This window comes from Peribacillus kribbensis DSM 17871, assembly GCF_000430765.1.
GTDB lineage: Bacteria > Bacillota > Bacilli > Bacillales > DSM-1321 > Paraperibacillus > Paraperibacillus kribbensis.
In genome coordinates this window covers 277,630-292,766 of record NZ_KE387242.1, presented here as the reverse complement: position 1 = coordinate 292,766, position 15,137 = coordinate 277,630, and the positions used below count along the sequence as shown (strand labels likewise).

Genomic DNA, 15,137 nt, shown 5'->3' with positions numbered 1-15,137 from the left:
CCAGCTTCGGACTACTTTCCTCCTCTGATGCCGCAACCTGTCCGAATTTTCCGATACATAATATACGAAACTTCCAAGGTATAAAAGGAGCTGTCTATTATTGCACTTGCTGCTTAATCAAACTCTGCTCAACATCGACAGGATAATAGCGGTTTAATATTCCTACTACATGGAATTTCTTTGTTGAATACGAGTCTGCTGCCTGTGCATAATAGACCGAAAATAAGAGGTAATTTTTCTTTTTCAGCACCTTTTCATATTTCCCGGCAATCACTAACTGTTTCCCAAAGCCCCGCAGACTCTCGTCTCTCTGCAATTCCCTGGCTGCCCAGTGTTCGAAACGGGCTTGGGTTGGATTGGAGATGATAAAGATAAGTGCAAATGAAATCAGGAACAAGACGGGCTCCACGTACCTTTTTCTAAATAAATACCCATTTGTCATTTGAATTGTCTCCTTTAAAAATGATCATTCAATTTTACGCTTATTCATGATAAACCTCTTATATGACCATAGAAAGAACCCTCCAAACTGATTTGAAGGGTTAAACCAGTTTTTATAAATCATCCACGACAATATAAGCAGCTTTCACCGTTCCATGTACCCCGACGACCAGGTTCAGCTCGATATCCGCCGAGTTGCTTGGTCCGGTAATGAAGTTTATGCAGGATGCCACATGCCCGGTCCTCTCGTGGATTTTCCTCATCTTCCGGGCAGCCAGTGTCATCCTTGGCACAAGGGAGTTTTTCGGAATGAGCGCAATATAGCAAGCTGGCAGGAAGCTGACAGTTCTTTCCCAAAATAAAAAGAGACAATTTGTCTCTTCACAAGATATTATTATTAAATTTTTTCCTGAACTTAATTTAATGAAGGACACTTCTCATGGATTTTGTCTGGGTTTTTTCCTTCAGTCTACTTATGAAAGACACTCTTCAGGCTTTCTGAAACGATTTTGTCTTTCATCCTCCTTAGGAAGGACATTTCTTGGTGACTTCCTTAAAGTTTTGTCCTTCATGGAAGACGTTCCTTCGGTCATATTCATAACTGAAACGCTTCCTTAATTCTTTGGGCGGTTTCTTCTGCACTCAATCTAGTATTATTAATTCTTATGTAATGCTCTTCCTTGATTTCTCCTGGATTTGAATTCAATCTCAGCCTTTCCATCGTGCTCAGGAGATGTCCTTCTGATTCTCCGATGTTGCGCTTGGTTGGTTTATGCTGAAGCCTGTGGGGAGTTTTGTTTCGAAGCAGCCTTTCCTCTATATCTGCCTCAAGCTCAACATAGTAGATTTCCGCCCCTTTGGATCTGAAGATATTCGTGATTTTTTTGACATACCGCCAGTCCCCTTTTTGGTCAAACGCCCATACAAAGGTGAAAATCATTCCATATTGGCTGGTGCTTGAATATGTTTTAAAGACAGATTCTCTGAATGAATGGCACAGCTGCCACATTTCAGGAGTGAAGCCAAAGAGCGGCTGCAGCAGATCGATGGTCATATGGTTATGGAACAGCTTTAGTTCGGTGATCTTCTCCAGCTCCTGCCCTACGGTCATTTTTCCTACAGCCTGCGGGCCGAATAGTAAGATGAATTTCATGTTTTTCTCTCCTGATGATTTCAGATTATTTTCCCCATAATGACATATGGATCCTGACCTGGATAAAAGTCTTCTTTCACATTCTCCCATTCTAACTTCCTATATAAATTCTTTGCTTTAATATTATCTGCCTTGGTGGTGAGAATAGCTGTTTTCGCTCTTGTATTCTTTAATAGATTTTTGATAAATAATTCTCCCAATCCCTTTTTACGAAAAGAGGGATGTACGGCCAATTCCACCACTTCGAAGCAGTCCTCGAGCCAAATGCAGACTCTTCTACAGACAGTGCGCTTTCTAGTAATCCGTGATAATACTGGCCTTTCTCTGAGCTATATCCACAGCAGAAACCTGCTGGCTGGTTTTTTGTATACGCAAGATACCCTTTAAAGCCGTTATAACCTGAATGCTTTTCTATTCTTTCACAGATTCTTTTGTGCCCCCAAATCTTTTCATAGAGTTGGGCCATTTCATTTAGAATCGATTTACTTCCGTCAAAGGTAACTACTTGAAACATCCTGATCCTCCTTAAGATAATTTCTGTACTTCTTCAGAAGCAAAGTTTCCCTTTTGGATATGCAGAATGGTAAATGATAAACAGGCCGATACCGCGATCAAGGCAGCTCCGTGAATATAAACCATTCTTACTCCAAGGGTATCCGCTGTAAGACCGACCAGGGCTATGGAAAGGCTGGTTATGGACGACAACAGGATATTTCTTGAAGCATATACCTGTGGGGCATGGTATTTAGGTCGATGCTGGTCTGTAAGGCTGTCTGCTGAGCCACAGCCTTTGGATCATTAACGATCACCCACAGGCGGTCTAACTGATGAATTGTGAGCAGATGGCTGAATATCAAGTTCAGCTCGCCTTCCTTCTTATCAGAATCACTTACATACAATCAAAACCAGGAAGCCATCGAGTATGCACAGATCATCTCCAGGGGCGACCGCACCAAGTTTATCATCAAACAAAGCTACACACCGAAGTAAAAAGTGAAATAAGTATTGACATTTTAGCGAGCGCTGTCATCCTGCTGTCCTTGGAAGGCAATGATGACACACAGCTTAGACAGACCAAAGGTGTTTAGAAAGAGCACCCTCTCTCTATACCCTTTCTTGGGTTGCTTAAAGGTATGTTGGTCTTGAGAGGAGGCACTCTCTGAACCTCTTCTCCGCTTGCTTAAAGGAATTTTGGTCTTGAGAGGCCCTCTCTGAACCATTTCTCCACTCGCTTAAAGGAATTTTGGTCTTGAGAGGCCCTCTCTGAACCACTTCTCCGCTTGCTTAAAGGAATTTTGGTCTTGAGAGGCTCTCTCTGAACCATTTCTCCGCTTGCTTAAAAGGAATTATGGTCTTGAGAGGCCCCCCTATGAACCACTTCTCCGCTTGCTTAAGTAATTTTGGTCTTGAGAGGCTCTCTCTGAACCTCTTCTCCGCTTGCTTAAAAGAATTTTGGTCTTGAGAGGCTCTCTCTGAACCATTTCTCCGCTTGCTTAAAAGGAATTATGGTCTTGAGAGGCCCCCCTATGAACCACTTCTCCGCTTGCTTAAGTAATTTTGGTCTTGAGAGGCTCTCTCTGAACCTCTTCTCCGCTTGCTTAAAGGAATTTTGGTCTTGAGAGGCCCCCTCTGAATCAATTTTTCGCTTGCTTTAAGTAATTTTGGTCTTGAAGGCCCTCTCTGAACCTCTTCTCCGCTTGCTTGAAGGAATTTTAGTACTGACTGGCCCTCTCTGAACTCATTCTCGACTACCTCCAGTATTTGGGGCCTTTAGGGTGTTCATTTGAGACATGCGGGAAATAGTTGGGGAGTAGTGACAATCCCCAAATCCTCCACCTACAAAGAAGGATTTTCCACATCCTGGGTAGAATGCAGTAATGGAAACGCCGAAATAAGGAGGGTGCCCATTGAAAGTATATTGCTGCTCCATTGCTGTGTTATTCTTGTTATCCGGCTGCGTTGCCGATACCTCTATTGAAAATACAAAGGAAGTTTATGTTTCAGATAAGGATGTACCCAGTTATTTTGATTCATCTGTGATGAAGGATGTAGATTGGAAGGAGAGCCCTATTTTTTCGTATGATTCGCTGGAGCTTCGCGGTGAGGCAGGAAAGGTGGCGATTCTGTCTACTCCGTGGAAGGCGGATACAGTGAATAAATATATGTGGTTTTTCTTCGGTGATTCGATTCCAGCAGGACGTTTTTCTGTGATTGCGGTCAAGAAGGATACCGGGGCGGTCAGCAAGGCGCTTGTTTTTCCTGATTCCAACAAGCAGGGATGGTCTGTTGGATCTGTCGGAGCCCCCGTCGACCGCCGTTACGATATGCCAGCGTCCATGCGCCTGCCTTCCAAAGGTTTATGGACCTTGAATGCGTTCATTGATAAAAAGCTATACGGCCAGGTTGTCGTAAACGTTGACGCTTAACCTGGCCCATATGAATCCAATTCGAGCTAGCTCCTGAACGTAAAAACCGCACCTTCCCAGCTCCTACCTGCTTCTTTAAAATTCCCACCCGTATATATGGTGATGGTCTTCCTCCAGAATTTTTTTGCCGGCAGGTTTTCTTTTATGACCGATACCTTCCATACACCTAGATGCTGTTCAAATACTGCAGTTGCTGCCTGCCTGCCGGCTCCGTTCCGCCGATATTTTTTCAGGATGAAAAATTCGGCCATAGAATAACCGTCTTCGATTTCCCTGACTAGAGCGAACCCTGCATAGTTCCCATCCGCCTTAATAAAATAAGGAAACCTGGTTTCCTCTGTCCAGTAATGATCCATATAGCGATATCCATACTCTCCCCATTCATTGACATCCTCACTTGTATACTCGCTGAAGTCGTACTGATACAACTCCATAAGCTTCCTTAAAACCGCTTTTTTTTCATATAAAATTCGTTCTATTGTAATCTTCATTACTTCAACACTTCCCCGCTTTATTCAAAAATTGTACGGAAGATAATCTGCCAGTTTCATCCTCCATGAGACCCTTATAACGATATAATAACGAATTATTCAGTTAAAAGGGATAGAGAGGGAGATGGGAATGGAAAATTTCATGAAAATGGCCATACAGGCGGCCGTGGATAATGTGTCGGAAAATCATGGCGGGCCTTTCGGGGCCGTGGTTGTAAAAGAGGGTAAAATTGTGGGAATCGGCAGAAATGAAGTCACGTCCTCCAATGATCCGACAGCACATGCAGAAATTCAGGCCATTCGGTCTGCCTGCGCCAATCTGGGTACCTTCCAGCTGGAGGACTGCGAAATTTATTCTAGCTGCGAGCCATGCCCTATGTGCATGGGGGCCATTTTCTGGGCGAGGCCGACAGCAGTGTATTTCGCATCCACGAAGGAGGATGCAGCCGCAGCCGGCTTTGATGACCAGTTCATTTACGAACAGCTTGCCCTCGCTGCAGGAGAGCGCCAAATCATCATGAAGCAGCTGTTCGTTCAGGAGTCCCAGGATCCGTTTCAGGCATGGGTCTCCTCTCTCACAAAAATAACATATTAAAAATCCAGCGGGGTGGTTTGATGAATAAAGAGCAATTGAAAAGGCGGATCGCCGTTGCAGCGGGATTGGAGCCTGCCGATACCGTCATAAAAAACGGACGAATCATCGATGTATTCAATGGGGAAATCATTGAGGGAGATGTGGCGTTGGCAGATGGATATTTTGCCGGGATCGGAAGCTATGAGGGAATACAGGTGATTGATGCGGAAGGTCTTTTCATATGTCCAGGATTTATTGACGGACATGTGCATATCGAATCCTCGATGGTTACGCCGGAGGAATTCGCAAAGGCTGTCCTGCCCCATGGCGTTACTACCGTTATTGCAGATCCGCATGAAATCGCCAATGTCCTCGGTACAGAGGGAATCCGATACATGCTGGATGCGAGCGAAGGACTGCCGCTGGATATTCTGATCATGCTGCCTTCCTCCGTGCCAGCCGCTGATTTTGAGCATTCGGGAGCCGTTCTAAACAGCGGAGATCTCCTTCCTTTTCTGGATCATCCCAGAGTGTTGGGACTTGCGGAAGTCATGAATTTTCCCGCTGTGAAATATACCGATGACTCTATGCTGGAGAAGATCCAGAATACGCTTCAGGCCGGAAAGAGGATCGATGGCCATGCAGCAGGTTTTCTTCCGGAGGATATTAATATCTATATGGCAGCGAACATCCGGTCCGATCATGAAGGAACATCAGCAGAGGATGCAAAAATGAGGCTCCAGCGAGGCATGTATGTCATGATACGGGAAGGGACTGCAGCAAAGGATCTTAAAAGCATGATTGGAGCAGTCACCAGCCGAAATTCCAGGCGCTGCTTTTTCGTCACCGATGATAAGCATCTGGATGATCTTATTGAAGAAGGCAGCATCGATCATAATGCCAGGCTTGCCGTTTCCTGCGGCCTGGATCCTATCACGGCCGTGCTGATGGCCAGCCTGAATGCCGCTGAATATTTCGGCCTCCATGACAAAGGGGCAATTGCCCCGGGGTACCGCGCGGATTTCATATTGCTTGAGGATCTCCCGTCCATGACCATCAAGCATGTGTTTAAGGATGGCAGGCCGGTTGCAAAGGACGGACACCTCACTCCTTTTCCTGTAAGGAATACATCCGAACCTATTCTCCCTACTGTCCATTACCCGGATGAATTGGACCTTCAGCTGGCTATCGGTTCCAATAAAGCCAATATGATTGAAATTGTGCCAAACAGCCTGATGACACTCCATAAAGTCGCAGAAGCCGGGACGGACCAGGAAGGAAATTTCCTTCCTTCGATCGAGAGAGATTTCCTTAAGCTGGCTTTGATTGAGAGGCACAGAAATACAGGGCTTATCGGCCTTGGCATTGTCCACGGGCTGGGTCTGAAAGCAGGAGCCATCGGCTCAACAGTTGCCCATGATTCCCACAATCTCATCATCGCCGGTACAAATGACGAAGACATACAGCTTGCAGCACAGGAAATCAAACGGATGCAGGGCGGCCTGATTGCCGTAAAAAATGGGGAGATCCTTGCCCGAATTGAATTGCCGATTGCAGGATTGATGTCCGCTTCTTCATATAAAGATGTTTATCATAAGCTGAAGGAATTGGATCTCGCACTGGATGAAATGGGTGCAGCCAAAAGCTTCGATCCTTTTCTCTGTTTATCCTTTCTCGCACTGCCGGTCATTCCCAAGTTGAAGCTTACCGTCCATGGTCTTTTTGACGCTGCCGTATTTAAGCTGATTGGGACAGCAGCTGAAAAACATCCCAACGGATCCTCCCCTTCCATTCTTTGATAAAATAAGGAAAGCTGTAAATTGAAAAAGGCCTCATACCTTCGGTGGTGTGACCCCCCATCACCGGGATGGCATTGCATTCGAATTTAACGGCCAGCTGACAAGTGTCAATGACCGCTGAAAGGATTCTATCCGGGGAAACAATGATCTGTATAAGAAGCTGAATGATATTCTCCTTGAATTAGGAATACCAGAAGGAGACTATGAAAAAGCAAAAAAGGAAAAACAGGTATAAGTGAAGAGGCTTTATTCCAAGGTGCCCCGCTCCTTCGGATACAGCCTCTCATGCTTATTCCAGGACCTCTATCCCAATAATATCCTCAAATAAAATCACCGCCAAAAAGGCATCCGGAGACTTTTCCTCCAGGTAGATTTTTTTTTGCCATTCATCCAGTCTGTGCACCCTCCCTGTATACTTTTTTTCAAAGCCGTCCTCCCAGAGGGTCACGGTTACATAGAAGCTGAACTCCATGGCATAGCAAAGCTTAGTTTCGAATTCAGCAATCTGATATTCATCAAGAATGGGTTTTGCCTCTTTATAATAGTCCTCCTTCATGCCCCGAAGCATTTTCACATGCTCCGGCATAAAAAAAGCGCTCTGCCACTTGATTTTGCCCCGGTCCTTTAAACTCATGCCTTTCCCCTCCTTCCGTTTAGTATACGCAAATAAAGGAACATACGTTCTTTTTTATTTTATAAAAAATAGAAGCCTTAAGCTTCCAAATGCTTAGATTATGTATGTTTTTCAATAAAGAAGGGAGCCGCCCCCGGGACAAGCCAAGGGCAGCCTCCTAAGTATCATTTATGACTGTTTCCACATATTTTCGATTTCTTCGAGTGATTTCCCTTTTGTCTCCGGTACGACTCCTAGTGTAAAGAAGAAGGCAAATGCGGATAAAACTCCGAAAATCAAGAATGTCAGGGAGCTGCCAATGGTGTCCAGCAGAACCGGAAATGCCTGTGAAACTAGGAAATCTGCAAGCCACAAGGAAACAGAGGCAATTGATGATGCCACACCTCTAACCCGGTTCGGGAAGATTTCGGCAATGATCAGCCAAACGATCGGTCCCATGGAAACCGCAAAGGCTGCTACGAACAACAGGATAAAGAACAGCACCCATGTTCCTGTAGATCCGATATGGAAGGCATAGCTGACTACACCAAGACTGATGGTCATAAGTGCAGATCCAATTAAAAGCAGAACCTTCCTGCCCACCCTGTCCACAAGCCAAAGGGAGATAATCGTAAAGACTAGATTGATGCCCCCCACGAGAACGGTTTGAATTAAGGATGTATTATCGCCGGCACCCGCATTCTTAAAGATTTCCGGTGCATAATACATGATTGAATTGATTCCGGTGGCCTGCTGAAGGATGGCAAGCACGACTCCTATAAGGAGCGCTTTTCTTAGGCCCGGCTTTAAAAGCTTCTTGATGGATGAACCTTCCTCATCTGCAGAGGTATCGATTTTTCCAATCTCTTTCTTGGCTTCTTCTTCTCCCATCAGTTTTTTGAGGATTTTAAAAGCCTCATCCTTCCTACCCTGCAGCTGAAGCCATCTTGGGCTTTCAGGAACAATGAGCAGTAGAAGAAAGAAGATAACACCTGGTATGACCCCAAAGCCCAGCATCCAGCGCCAGCCGGTGGAAACGTTCCAGGCATGCGATCCATGATTGGCAATGCCAAGGTTAAGAAAATATACCGCAAAAATACCCGTTACTACAGCGAGCTGATTCAAGGACACGAGTCTGCCGCGGATTTTGGATGGAGCGATTTCTGCAATATAAAGCGGAGCTTGTACAGAAGATATCCCTATGCCGATTCCCCCGATGATCCGGAAGATGATAAACAGTGTAAAATTATTCACGATCGCTGAAAAAATGGATCCCACTGTGAATAAAAGTGCAGCGAGCAGCAGTGTTTTCTTTCTCCCAAAACGGTCGCTGAGCTTTCCTGCAAAACCTGTGCCGATGGCTGCCCCGACAATCAAGCTTGCCACTGCCCAACCTACCATAAAGCTGCTCAGAGAGAACTTCTCCTGCAGAAACTGGATGGCTCCTGAAATAACAGCCGTATCATATCCGAATAACAGACCTCCTACAGCCGCTACTAACGATACAAGACTGACAAATTTGGTGTTTCCCCCGCTTTTAGGTTCTGCCCCATTTGCCATTTTAATTCCCCCCTACTCAAGTAACAGTAAAATAGATGTGGGCCGTTCATTTTCATCTTAAAAAATGAATCCAATTTCCCACTGTGCTTAAAAGTTACAATACCCATTATTCCAGAAAAGTTAACTTTACTCTAAAAGTCTTAAAATTGAGACATTTATCCGCTATCATTTTCGAGAAAACTAAAAGTAACGCAGGAACAAAAAGTAACCTTTTAACTTAGTTATTATAGTGAAATAGCGAAAATAAATCAACCGTATTGTTTTAAAAAACTCATTCCCCTTCGATATGGGATGGCACATTCATCATCTTTGTACCGGCAAAGGTTTCCTGTCAGCAACGCTGAAACAACGAGAATGACCAAAATAAACGATAGCCTCCTGCTTAAAAAAATGGACAGATAAGGAGAAATAAGGGTACGATAAAGGATAGGAATATCGAGCTTATGGGAGGAACGGGAGTGAAAACCGAATTACAGCTTATTGGCGATGTCATTATTCAAAAGAAGGAAGAAATCGCCCAAATCATCCATCAAAAGCGAATGTCAGGAGTCGTCCTTACAGAACAAGAAGAAAGAGAATTTAATAGAATCGAAAACACGATCATGGAGATTCGTCAGAATTTCATCACGTTGTTCGGTGAGGCGCTCATCCACAACATGGACGAAGAGAGAGCAAATCAAAGAATCCGGGAATGGGGCAGCGAAACCGGCATGTTTTTATACCATTTGGGAGCTCCTCTTGATGAAGCGTTAAAGGATACAAGCTATTACCGGATCTATATCTGGAAAGTGATTGAAGAGGAAGTGAAAGCACGGGATTTATCTTCCGCTGTTATTTTTGAAATCCTACGAATCATTGACCCTCTTTTAGACAGAGCTGTTTACTACTTTAGCCTCACATATGTAGGATTATTCCAAAAGACTTTGGAGAATTCAAAAAGCGCATTCCTTGAGCTTTCCGTCCCGGTTGTTCCCTTAATTAAGGGTGTAGGCGTCCTGCCTCTAATCGGAAATATCGATACTGAGAGAGCCAGCCTATTGATGGAAGAGACACTGAGACGCTCGGCTGAGCTGAATTTATCCCATCTAATCCTGGATGTTTCCGGAGTACCCATCGTTGATACCATGGTGGCAGACCAGCTTTTCAAGGTCATGGATGCCCTGGCCCTGACCGGCGTGGCTACCATCATTACCGGCATTAGGCCGGAGGTGGCACAAACCATTGTAAACCTCGGAATCAACCTGGAAAATGTCATGATAAAAGCCAATCTCCAGCAGGCTTTCACGGAAATCCAGGCCATGAAAAGCCTACAAAAATAAAAGAAAAGAAGAAGCGGGCGCTTCTTCTTTTCTTTTTATGCTCTTCTTGCCTGTGTGGAAGGATTGATCACAAACCCGCTGATTTCCTGACGAAGCTGGGTCAAATCCCCGACATTCACAAAAAAATCTATTCCAATCGAATTCTTCACTTCATTAAAATAGGTTACTTCAGGAGGACTCAGCTGGGGTAAATTTGTTTCAGCCATCTCATACCTTCTTTCTTCATTTCCTCCGAAATGATATGAGACAGGCGTCAAACTTGTTCTCCGTTAATGGACAGGAGGCGTTAAGTAAGATTTAAAAGCTGCCATGATTTTAGGATTTTCTTCTCAGGATACTTAGGTATTTCACCCATGGTCCCGTATTTTCCCGGTATCTTTCCGCCATGATTCTGACAATCTGGGAAATATGGGTCAGATCGTGCACCACCCAGGCAGAAAGAAGCTCCCTAGCCTTGACGGTTCCAAACTCAGGATGAATCCCCGTTTTTTCAAGATCCAGTCCCTGGCGTTCAAGATCCAGGAGGGTTTGAATATTCTGCTGCCTGATCAATGTAAATTCATCCAAAATTTGTTTCATTTCCCGTTCATCCCGATTCCTTAAATGGGAAAAACGGTCGAATGGAGGAAACGCCTTCTTCACACCTTCTGCCAGGATACAATTAAGCCGCGGAAGCCAATTCGTTTTCTCCGCTTCAATCAAGTGATTAACCACTTCCCTGGCGTTCCAGGTATCTTCCCCCTCATTACTCTCAAGCCAGCCAGCCGAGAGCCCTGACAACAGCCTCTCGAGGGTTCCCGGTGTCCGCTCCAGGACCTCCGCTGCTTCTGATAAAGAAAAATTCATGAAACTCCTCCTTTCATTTTTTCGGCAAAGAAACATCTTTTAGCAGGTAGATTCTGTGTACTTATAGTTTAAAAGGTCTGGAAAAAAAAGTATAGAGAAGTTTGGTTTTTTATGGCCTTACGTCCATTTGCAGAATCCATCTGCAGGCTTTACCATCCCCCTTCCCCATCAACTCCCCTTCTGCACCGCCAGTCGTGCTCCCTCTCCTTCGGAAACACAAACAAGCCGCTGTAAAGTAGGACGGAGCCCGCCATGAGGGTGACCCCAATATATACGCTCATCATGCTAGGAGCGAGATAGGAACCGAGTATGATCGTAGTGCGTGCGAGCACATTTCAGGAAAAAATCGGATTTCAGCAGGAGGACAAGGACCATCTCATCATTCCGAGATTCAGCCCGCTCATTACCTATCATCCTTTAGAGGCAGCGGATAAGCACAGTGCAAGTCTTATGGCGAATATTTTCAGCACGCTTGTAACACTGGATGCGGCCAGCTGGGAATATGAGAATACCCACCTCCTTCTATATTTACGGGAGGATGTTTCCTTTCATGATGGGTCGGTATTAAAAGCAGAGGATGTGATGGGGGAACTAAAAAAGATGAAGGAGGAACCGCATTTCAAAAAGCTCTGGGAGCCCGTAACCAGCTTTTCTTCTCCTGCCCCGCTTGTTGTAAGGCTGGACTTCCCGGCAGGCTGCAGCTATATTCTGCAGCTTTTAAGCACCCTGAATGCAAGTATTTATAAGGAGGTTAACGGGAAGCTGACCGGAACTGGGAGCTTTTATATAGCAGAAGAATCACAGAAAAGCTTGTTCTCTGCGCCTTTAAGTCCTATTTCGGTTTTCGGCCCCTGCTGGACCGTGTAGAGCTCATTCAGGTGCCAAGAGAGCTGGAAGCCGTCTATCACGGGGCAGATGAACCGGAGGATATGGAAACTCTTGAGGTGGAAAGCGATTCAGGTTTTGGGATCCTTATCGTGAACCGTGTTCCCGACTCCGACATGAACCGTAAAGAAGTCAGAGATTATGTCCATAAAGTCATAGCCGAGCATCGCCATGAGCTTTCTAGTGTGGACTCCAGAATCAGGGCTAATCATGAGGGCTGCTTAATCGGACTGTCCCCAGTCTATTCCATCCCTGATGCAGCCAGACCTATTTTGACAAGGCCGTTGAAAATTACTCATTCGAGCTATAATCGCGATACCTCCCGCTGGTTACAGCAAATCCTAGGAGACGCAGGCCTTATGGCCGTGCTTCAGGAGGTCCCTTTTCTGGATACCCTATATAATCCTGACGTATTTCGGGATACGGACCTTAACATTCATGGGGAAGTATTTGAAAACAACCAAACCTTTTCGTATTATTACTTTCTGCTAAACTCGTATTCTCCTATGCAAAGAATCATCCAAAGGGATGCAAGGCTCAAGAGTGCCATCCTGGATTACCCGCAGATCCCTTTTGAGAGGTAGAACCAAAAGCATCTCCAGATTGAGAAATATTTGATAGAGGAGTGTCTCTGCATCCCTCTTTATTATGAAAAACGGCAGACTCCATTTTCCATTCAATTAAAGAATATTGAAATGAAGCACTTTGGGTATGTAGATTTATCAAAGTTATGGACAAAGCCGGTTTTTTAATTCACATGGGACGCTTGTGGCCTTCATCAATGGTATGAAGACCTTTTTTCCTGTAGTCTCCCTTTATTTCGGTCTTCATGAACGGTATGAAGACCGCTTTTATCTGGGCTCTCCCTCTTTTTCGGTTTCATCAACGATATGAAGACCTTTTTTTCTGTTCTCTCCCTCTTTTTCAGTCTTCATCCGCAGCAAGAAGAGCTTCCCCACTGGATACATCTCACTCATATATGTATTCAAGCATTTATTCAATCAATCAGCTGAAACTAATATACTGATATACCGTTCTCTTTTAAAAACAAAAAAAGCCCACAGAGCCCAAAGAGTCTGTGGTTCAATCGTGAGAAAGCCATTCTCACTATCTATTATATGAGTATATTGATAAGCCTTGCAAATAAATTGCTTTATCAATATATCTTCTTTATAAAGGATTAATAAGCCAGGCTGAATAATCCTTTAATGTGCGTAAGGTAGCGTACGTTACTTGCTTCCTTCATTAGTGACGCAGGAAGTCCTTTAAGAGGAGTTGAGTTCGCCCCGATAATAGCAACGGCATCCTTGCGGCCAAGGCTTGCTAGAGTACCGGAGTTTACTTGTGTAAACTGTTTGAAGGCTTTGTTTTCAAGGTATGCATACACGTTGTAGCCAGTCTGCTCACCCATCTGCCAAGCGATTTGTGCAGTTGGCGGGAATGGACGGCCATCTTCACCAAAGACAACAGCGCTGTCGCCGACAACAAATACATCTTTATGAGAAGTGGATTGCAGGTATTCGTTGACAGTCGCACGGCCGCGGTTTACTTCAAGACCAGATTCCCCAACAAGAGGGTTTCCTTGTACTCCGCCAGTCCATACAAATGTATTGGATGTGATTTTTTGTCCGTCTTTAAGATCGATCACATTGCCTTCAACATTGGTTACAGGAAGGCCAGTCAGGAATTGAACGCCGCGTGCTTCAAGGCTCTTGGTTGCACGTTCAATCAGATGATCCGGAAGGACCGGCAGGATTTTAGGACCTGCTTCAACCAGCATAAGTTTCACTTCTTTAGGATCCACACCATGGCTTTCAGCAAGCTTTGGCATGATATCAGCGATTTCGCCGACAAGCTCGACACCAGTCAGGCCGCCGCCGCCGATAAGGATCGTTGCATCCGCTTCGTTTTTCGTTCTGGCATATTCAGCAATGCGCTCTTGGATATGCTTGAAGATATTGTTGGCATCCGCAGCTGATTTAAGCACCATGCTGTTTTCTTCCAATCCTGGGATTCCGAAGTAAGCTGTTTTGCTTCCTAAACCAACAATCAATACATCGTAAGAAAGAGCTGAGCCATCAGACAGCTTTACTTCTTTCTTGTCAACATTGAAAGAGTCAACCTTAGTAATCTTAAGATCAATGTCTTTTCCTTTGAAAAGCTTTTCTAACGGCATGGCAACAGCCTGTTCAGAAACACTTCCTGCTGCTAAACGGTGCAGCTCTGTAATGATCTGGTGTGTAGGATACTGGTTGACAACCGTGATTTTCGCTTGTTGTTTGTTCAAGTATTTACGAATATTTGTTGCAGCTAATACTCCGCCATAACCGGCACCTAAAATCACAATGTTCTTTGACATAATATCTCCCCCGTCCTCGTGGATCTAATGTAGAAAAAATTACTTAGCAGAACGTTCTGCTGAAACTTCAAGAAAAGAATTAATGAAACGGAATAATTTCTGAGCTTGAGGGTCCTTCATCATTCTTAATAGACCGAATAGACCGATCACTTCATTGCTGCTTTCTGCACGGTCTTTTGCTTCAATCACAGTCTGGGCAATATTCTTCACAGAATCTTTAACGGGCTCTACCATTTCTGTGATGGCGCCGACTGTATCGCTTTTTAACACGTCATCTGTTGCAACAGCTTGTGCAAAATCATACGACTTTGTTAAAAGATTCACAATCTCATTTAATTTTGGCAGCTGATCCACTAGGGTTGACAGAGATTCCTGAACCTCGGGCTTCAACAGCTGATCAAGCACATCATTCTGCTCTCTTCTTGTTTCTTCTGACGGTTTGTTTGTTACTACCATATCTAATTCCCCTTTCAATAGGCCGTTAAGAATAGTGGTTATGCACACGCCCCTTTGAAAGGGGCACTGCAGAAATAACATACAGATCGTATTTCATTTCCTGGTAAGAACTATTTTTTCGGTCTGCACTTTTCGGTTAAGACATCGTTCAGTATTTCACAATCTTAACTACTTCACATTGTGAAATGATAAACTAATTGACCATTTTTTTCAAG

At 44.6% G+C, this 15,137-nt stretch carries 19 protein-coding genes and 1 pseudogene; 7 read left to right on the top strand and 13 right to left on the bottom strand.

Annotated features, from left to right (window positions below):
• Positions 1–97 precede the first annotated feature (97 nt).
• The 6 genes and pseudogenes from H539_RS0123570 to H539_RS0123545 all read right to left on the bottom strand — a co-directional run bounded on the left by H539_RS0123570 (position 98) and on the right by H539_RS0123545 (position 2,299).
• Entirely contained in the window at positions 98–442 is a 345-nt protein-coding gene (locus tag H539_RS0123570; protein WP_026695562.1) for a hypothetical protein, read from the bottom strand.
• 112 nt (positions 443–554) lie between these two features.
• Positions 555–791 (bottom strand): annotated as a pseudogene (locus H539_RS29570) (LUD domain-containing protein); the annotation flags it as partial.
• A gap of 245 nt (positions 792–1,036) precedes the next feature.
• Positions 1,037–1,594 (bottom strand): DEAD/DEAH box helicase family protein, encoded by a 558-nt coding sequence (locus H539_RS0123555; RefSeq protein ID WP_026695561.1) that lies wholly within the window; start codon positions 1,592–1,594, stop codon positions 1,037–1,039.
• A gap of 20 nt (positions 1,595–1,614) precedes the next feature.
• Positions 1,615–1,833 carry a GNAT family N-acetyltransferase gene (locus H539_RS31110; protein WP_245602250.1) on the bottom strand — a complete coding sequence of 73 codons (219 nt, stop codon included), beginning with the start codon at positions 1,831–1,833 and terminating at the stop codon, positions 1,615–1,617.
• On the bottom strand, positions 1,764–2,108 hold the full coding sequence (locus H539_RS32940; protein ID WP_051348766.1) for a hypothetical protein: 345 nt from the start codon (positions 2,106–2,108) through the stop codon (positions 1,764–1,766). The genes H539_RS31110 and H539_RS32940 overlap by 70 nt, the downstream gene beginning before the upstream one ends.
• Before the next feature lie 11 nt (positions 2,109–2,119).
• Positions 2,120–2,299 carry a hypothetical protein gene (locus H539_RS0123545; protein WP_026695560.1) on the bottom strand — a complete coding sequence of 60 codons (180 nt, stop codon included), beginning with the start codon at positions 2,297–2,299 and terminating at the stop codon, positions 2,120–2,122.
• 126 nt (positions 2,300–2,425) lie between these two features.
• Between H539_RS0123545 and H539_RS31795 the strand changes: the two genes are divergently transcribed.
• Positions 2,426–2,584: a UTRA domain-containing protein gene (locus H539_RS31795; protein WP_155890226.1), complete on the top strand. Its 159-nt coding sequence runs from the start codon at positions 2,426–2,428 to the stop codon at positions 2,582–2,584.
• 917 nt (positions 2,585–3,501) lie between these two features.
• Positions 3,502–4,020, top strand: a complete 519-nt coding sequence (locus H539_RS0123535; protein WP_026695558.1) for a DUF4871 domain-containing protein — start codon at positions 3,502–3,504, stop codon at positions 4,018–4,020.
• A gap of 26 nt (positions 4,021–4,046) precedes the next feature.
• Here H539_RS0123535 and H539_RS0123530 read toward each other — a convergent pair whose 3' ends face one another.
• A complete protein-coding gene (locus H539_RS0123530; RefSeq protein ID WP_026695557.1) occupies positions 4,047–4,511 on the bottom strand; it encodes a GNAT family N-acetyltransferase in 465 nt (154 codons plus the stop codon).
• Between the two features lie 124 nt (positions 4,512–4,635).
• Here H539_RS0123530 and H539_RS0123525 point away from each other — a divergent pair, with 124 nt between their 5' ends.
• Both H539_RS0123525 and ade read left to right on the top strand, forming a co-directional pair.
• A complete protein-coding gene (locus H539_RS0123525; RefSeq protein ID WP_026695556.1) occupies positions 4,636–5,106 on the top strand; it encodes a nucleoside deaminase in 471 nt (156 codons plus the stop codon).
• A gap of 20 nt (positions 5,107–5,126) precedes the next feature.
• Positions 5,127–6,884, top strand: coding sequence for an adenine deaminase (gene ade, locus H539_RS0123520; protein ID WP_026695555.1), 1,758 nt, complete (start codon positions 5,127–5,129; stop codon positions 6,882–6,884).
• Between the two features lie 289 nt (positions 6,885–7,173).
• Here the strand turns inward: ade and H539_RS0123515 are convergent, their stop codons facing one another.
• Positions 7,174–7,518: a YolD-like family protein gene (locus H539_RS0123515; protein WP_026695554.1), complete on the bottom strand. Its 345-nt coding sequence runs from the start codon at positions 7,516–7,518 to the stop codon at positions 7,174–7,176.
• A 168-nt stretch (positions 7,519–7,686) separates the two neighbouring features.
• Positions 7,687–9,057 carry a sugar porter family MFS transporter gene (locus tag H539_RS0123510; RefSeq protein ID WP_026695553.1) on the bottom strand — a complete coding sequence of 457 codons (1,371 nt, stop codon included), beginning with the start codon at positions 9,055–9,057 and terminating at the stop codon, positions 7,687–7,689.
• Between the two features lie 458 nt (positions 9,058–9,515).
• Between H539_RS0123510 and H539_RS0123505 the strand changes: the two genes are divergently transcribed.
• Complete coding sequence (locus H539_RS0123505; protein ID WP_026695552.1) at positions 9,516–10,376, top strand: STAS domain-containing protein; 861 nt, start codon at positions 9,516–9,518, stop codon at positions 10,374–10,376.
• 35 nt (positions 10,377–10,411) lie between these two features.
• Here H539_RS0123505 and H539_RS0123500 read toward each other — a convergent pair whose 3' ends face one another.
• Together H539_RS0123500 and H539_RS0123495 are read right to left on the bottom strand one after the other, a co-directional pair.
• Complete coding sequence (locus tag H539_RS0123500; protein ID WP_155890224.1) at positions 10,412–10,582, bottom strand: hypothetical protein; 171 nt, start codon at positions 10,580–10,582, stop codon at positions 10,412–10,414.
• Positions 10,583–10,691: 109 nt separating this feature from the next.
• The gene (locus H539_RS0123495; RefSeq protein ID WP_026695550.1) at positions 10,692–11,222 is read right to left on the bottom strand and encodes a DinB family protein; all 531 of its coding nucleotides are present in this window, start codon (positions 11,220–11,222) and stop codon (positions 10,692–10,694) included.
• 309 nt (positions 11,223–11,531) lie between these two features.
• Between H539_RS0123495 and H539_RS30380 the strand changes: the two genes are divergently transcribed.
• Both H539_RS30380 and H539_RS30375 read left to right on the top strand, forming a co-directional pair.
• Entirely contained in the window at positions 11,532–12,089 is a 558-nt protein-coding gene (locus tag H539_RS30380; protein WP_051348765.1) for an ABC transporter substrate-binding protein, read from the top strand.
• 11 nt (positions 12,090–12,100) lie between these two features.
• On the top strand, positions 12,101–12,691 hold the full coding sequence (locus tag H539_RS30375; protein WP_051348764.1) for a hypothetical protein: 591 nt from the start codon (positions 12,101–12,103) through the stop codon (positions 12,689–12,691).
• Between the two features lie 596 nt (positions 12,692–13,287).
• Here the strand turns inward: H539_RS30375 and H539_RS0123480 are convergent.
• The gene (locus H539_RS0123480) at positions 13,288–14,466 is read right to left on the bottom strand and encodes an NAD(P)/FAD-dependent oxidoreductase (RefSeq protein ID WP_026695549.1); all 1,179 of its coding nucleotides are present in this window, start codon (positions 14,464–14,466) and stop codon (positions 13,288–13,290) included.
• Between the two features lie 39 nt (positions 14,467–14,505).
• The gene (locus H539_RS0123475; protein WP_026695548.1) at positions 14,506–14,922 is read right to left on the bottom strand and encodes a DUF1641 domain-containing protein; all 417 of its coding nucleotides are present in this window, start codon (positions 14,920–14,922) and stop codon (positions 14,506–14,508) included.
• Positions 14,923–15,137 lie beyond the last annotated feature (215 nt).

Bases quoted from the DNA above. Each gene is read 5' to 3' on its own strand.
- ade (WP_026695555.1), top strand. From the start codon at position 5,127: ATGAATAAAGAGCAATTGAAAAGGCGGATCGCCGTTGCAGCGGGATTG.
- H539_RS0123480 (WP_026695549.1), bottom strand. From the start codon at position 14,466: ATGTCAAAGAACATTGTGATTTTAGGTGCCGGTTATGGCGGAGTATTA.
- H539_RS0123555 (WP_026695561.1), bottom strand. From the start codon at position 1,594: ATGAAATTCATCTTACTATTCGGCCCGCAGGCTGTAGGAAAAATGACC.
- H539_RS0123570 (WP_026695562.1), bottom strand. From the start codon at position 442: ATGACAAATGGGTATTTATTTAGAAAAAGGTACGTGGAGCCCGTCTTG.
- H539_RS32940 (WP_051348766.1), bottom strand. From the start codon at position 2,108: ATGTTTCAAGTAGTTACCTTTGACGGAAGTAAATCGATTCTAAATGAA.
- H539_RS0123530 (WP_026695557.1), bottom strand. From the start codon at position 4,511: ATGAAGATTACAATAGAACGAATTTTATATGAAAAAAAAGCGGTTTTA.
- H539_RS0123500 (WP_155890224.1), bottom strand. From the start codon at position 10,582: ATGGCTGAAACAAATTTACCCCAGCTGAGTCCTCCTGAAGTAACCTAT.
- H539_RS30380 (WP_051348765.1), top strand. From the start codon at position 11,532: ATGATCGTAGTGCGTGCGAGCACATTTCAGGAAAAAATCGGATTTCAG.
- H539_RS0123475 (WP_026695548.1), bottom strand. From the start codon at position 14,922: ATGGTAGTAACAAACAAACCGTCAGAAGAAACAAGAAGAGAGCAGAAT.
- H539_RS0123495 (WP_026695550.1), bottom strand. From the start codon at position 11,222: ATGAATTTTTCTTTATCAGAAGCAGCGGAGGTCCTGGAGCGGACACCG.
- H539_RS0123525 (WP_026695556.1), top strand. From the start codon at position 4,636: ATGGGAATGGAAAATTTCATGAAAATGGCCATACAGGCGGCCGTGGAT.
- H539_RS0123510 (WP_026695553.1), bottom strand. From the start codon at position 9,057: ATGGCAAATGGGGCAGAACCTAAAAGCGGGGGAAACACCAAATTTGTC.
- H539_RS0123515 (WP_026695554.1), bottom strand. From the start codon at position 7,518: ATGAGTTTAAAGGACCGGGGCAAAATCAAGTGGCAGAGCGCTTTTTTT.